General features: G+C 44.3%; 3 protein-coding genes. All 3 read left to right on the top strand.

Annotation, left to right across the window (positions count from 1 at the left end; translation table 11 throughout):
• Positions 1-43: 43 nt before the first annotated feature.
• The 3 genes from ACRC32_RS16910 (at position 44) to ACRC32_RS16900 (ending at position 3,433) form a co-directional block, all read left to right on the top strand.
• Complete coding sequence (locus tag ACRC32_RS16910) at positions 44-1,879, top strand: glycoside hydrolase family 15 protein (protein WP_438555061.1); 1,836 nt, start codon at positions 44-46, stop codon at positions 1,877-1,879.
• A 178-nt stretch (positions 1,880-2,057) separates the two neighbouring features.
• Positions 2,058-2,381: a thioredoxin gene (gene trxA, locus ACRC32_RS16905; RefSeq protein ID WP_438555060.1), complete on the top strand. Its 324-nt coding sequence runs from the start codon at positions 2,058-2,060 to the stop codon at positions 2,379-2,381.
• Positions 2,382-2,476: 95 nt separating this feature from the next.
• On the top strand, positions 2,477-3,433 hold the full coding sequence (locus ACRC32_RS16900) for an HNH endonuclease (RefSeq protein WP_438555059.1): 957 nt from the start codon (positions 2,477-2,479) through the stop codon (positions 3,431-3,433).
• Positions 3,434-3,482: the final 49 nt, after the last annotated feature.

Genomic DNA, 3,482 nt, shown 5'->3' with positions numbered 1-3,482 from the left:
GTGAAGTACACTGACAAGGCGAATTATCTAACCGAGTAGCTAGATGAACGACCAAGCCATTGAAAACTATGGTGTTGTGGGGAATATGCACACGACAGCCTTAGTAGGGTTAAATGGCTCGATTGACTGGTTTTGTTTTCCTAAACACGACTCACCCAGTATATTTGCAGCATTGCTCGATTCCGATAAGGGTGGATATTTCCAAATTTCTCCCCTCGGTAAAGACGTAACTCGTAAACAATTTTATTGGTATCAAACTAATGTTTTGGTGACTCGTTTCCTCTCATCCTGCGGTGTTGGCGAGGTAATTGACTTTATGCCTGTCGGTCTGTCCGCGCGGGAGCGTGGCTATCATTGGCTGATCCGGCGCGTGAGAGTCATTCGCTGCACGATGGATTTTTACCTAAAGTGTCATCCGGCGTTTAACTATGCCCGCGATCGCCATAAAACAACTATTACAGATGTGGGTGCTTACTTTGAGTCGTCAGGACTAAATTTGGCACTAGTCACAGAAATTCCTTTGCAACAGGATAATAACGGCGTATTTGCTAAATTTACCCTAGAAGCTGGAGAAGAAGTTGTTTTCGTCTTGCGACAAATAGATTCTCTATCCGGCTGTGGCTTACCGCTCGATTGTAACGAGGCACAAAACCTGTTCAAACACACTGTTGACTATTGGCGCAATTGGCTGTCGAAATGCAAATACAAAGGGCGTTGGCGCGAGATGGTGGAGCGCTCGGCATTGGTACTGAAGCTGCTAACTTACGAACCTACTGGAGCAATTGTCGCTGCGCCAACTTGCAGCCTGCCTGAAGAAATTGGCGGCGAACGCAATTGGGACTATCGCTATACCTGGATTCGAGATGCAGCATTTACAGTATATGGTTTGCTGCGAATTGGTTTTACCCAAGAAGCAGCTCAGTTTGTCAATTGGTTAGAATGCCGCTGCCATGAGTTTAAGCCAGATAGTCCCTTACAGGTGGTTTACAGCATTGACGGCAAGCACGACATAGATGAAGTCATTTTAGAACACTTAAGCGGGTATGAAGGCTCGCGTCCGGTTCGGATTGGCAACGCTGCTTATAATCAACTTCAACTCGATATTTATGGCGAGTTGATGGATGCTGTCTATCTTTACAATAAGCATGGCTCGTCTATTTCTTACGACTTGTGGACTTACCTGCGACAGCTACTTGACTGGGTTTGTGACAATTGGCAGCGTGAAGACGAAGGGATTTGGGAATCGCGGGGCGGACGCAAGCAATTTGTCTACTCAAAACTCATGTGTTGGGTAGCGCTGGATCGAGGTATTCGTCTGGCTGATAAACGCTCTTTCCCTGCCAACCGCCAGCACTGGTTGACCGAGCGCGATCGCATATATGAGGAAATTATGGATCGGGGATGGAACGAGGAGCGCCGTGCCTTCGTGCAATATTACGACTGTGACTTGCTCGATGCCAGTAATTTAATTATGCCTTTAGTACTCTTCCTTTCTCCTAGCGATCCGCGAATGCTACAAACGCTTGATGCCATCAATCGGCTACCGGAAGCAGGCGGACTAGTTTCTAATAGCCTGGTGTATCGCTATAACCTAGAAAGTGCTAGCGATGGTCTAAATGGTAAAGAAGGAACTTTTAATATCTGCACCTTTTGGCTAGTCGAAGCTTTGACCCGTGCGGGACGAGTCGATCCGACTAAGCTCGAACGAGCGAGTTTGATGTTTGAAGAAATGCTCAGTTACGCCAATCATCTAGGACTGTATGCTGAGGAAACGAGCGCCAGCGGTAAAGCTTTAGGCAATTTTCCCCAAGCGTTTACTCACCTATCTCTCATCAGTGCTGCGTGGAACTTAAATAAGGCACTTGATGATGTGAAGTAGGTTGTAGAAACTTAACATCTGTTATAGTCTGAAAAAATCTTCAATTTTGTCCTGAGTTTTTCACTTTTTAGATCTAATCTAAATGTAGAGCTAACCAGCCCTTATTTACAAAATTAAACTCGTGCCATTTATAGTTTGGAAACTTGCACCAGATTGTGAAGAGTGAAGGTTTACAGCTATGCCAACAGCTTTACTCGTAACAGATTCTACATTCAAGCAAGAAGTACTCGATAGTACAATTCCGGTTTTAGTTGACTTCTGGGCTACTTGGTGTGGTCCTTGTAAAGTAATTGCCACGCTAGTCGAGCAAGTTCAAGAGCAATATGACGGACGGGTGAAGTTCGTTACAGTTAATGCTGATAATAATTCGAGCATAATGAATTATTATGGCATCCGAATGCTTCCTACACTCATGCTTTTTCAAAGCGGTCAGCAGGTCGATTCAGTTGTAGGTGTCATTTCAAAAACAACTTTGTTAGACGAGCTGAAAAAATATCTTTAACTTTTGTGACTCTAAGCACAATCTCTACTGAATGAAAATGTAGCTAAGCATTGCCTGCTCTGCTATATTTGGCTAAAAAAACTAGAGACAGATGAATGGTTGGTAAAAACCTTAACTACTATGCCAGCAAGTTTACTAAACTACGAGTAGACCGCGCACACGGCAGCGTAGCACCCCACAAGCCCATCCTGCTGCTGTCTGTCATCGAGCTAATCGAGCAGGGTTTACTCAGGCACAATCAAATTCCTCTGTCTGCCGAGTTAGTTGCGGCTTTCCTCAAGCTTTGGCAACAGTTGGGATCTACTACACATAATGCAGATATTGGAATGCCATTTTTTCATTTGAGAAGCGATGGATTTTGGCACTTCAGACCTAACCCAGGATTTGAAGCACTCTTATCTTCTGGGGCTAAAGTTAGGGCAGTTGGCGTACTTAGACAAGCAGTAGAGTATGCTTATTTGGATGACGAACTATTTGAGTTGTTTCAGCAGCCGACATCTAGAAATTTATTAATAAATACTTTACTCAATTCCTGGTTTGCTGATAAGACTCAACAAGTGCAGGAAATTCTTCGTGTCAATGCTTTTGCAGAATTTCAGCAAGAATTATTAGCTACTGGCGGTAAGGTTTACGAGGAATCTGTATTAAAAGATGAAACTAAAACAGTTGTTAGAGATGCTACCTTTCGTAAGGTTATTGTTTCTATCTACGATTATCGCTGTGCGTTCTGTGGGTTACGCATAATCAATTCTCTCAGTCAAAATATTGTAGATGGGTCGCACATCATGCCCTTTTCCCAGTTCTACGATGACCGAATCGATAATGGATTGTCGCTCTGCAAAAATCATCATTGGGCATTTGACAGGGGTTGGTTCGGCATCAGCGATAATTTTACTCTCCTGGTGAAAAGTGACTTGCACGAAGATGCTCCCAACTGCAAACCCATGCAGCAGTTCAATGGCGATCGCCTGAGTCTGCCAATTCACGCGCAATACTACCCGCGTCTAGAAGCCCTGCGCTGGCATCGCGAGAATGTATTTGGTGCGGCTTGAGATAGTTGGCTGTGACAACCGTTATGCTGTGATATGACGAGTTTGATTG

The organism is Chroococcidiopsis sp. (assembly GCF_051657925.1).
In the GTDB taxonomy this organism is placed as follows: Bacteria; Cyanobacteriota; Cyanobacteriia; order Cyanobacteriales; family Chroococcidiopsidaceae; genus Chroococcidiopsis.
Note: the sequence above shows the minus strand (reverse complement) of the source record. Positions and strands in the feature narration are given on the sequence as shown.

Coding starts and splice junctions, on each gene's coding strand:
- ACRC32_RS16910 (WP_438555061.1), top strand. CDS start 44: ATGAACGACCAAGCCATTGAAAACTATGGTGTTGTGGGGAATATGCAC.
- trxA (WP_438555060.1), top strand. CDS start 2,058: ATGCCAACAGCTTTACTCGTAACAGATTCTACATTCAAGCAAGAAGTA.
- ACRC32_RS16900 (WP_438555059.1), top strand. CDS start 2,477: ATGGTTGGTAAAAACCTTAACTACTATGCCAGCAAGTTTACTAAACTA.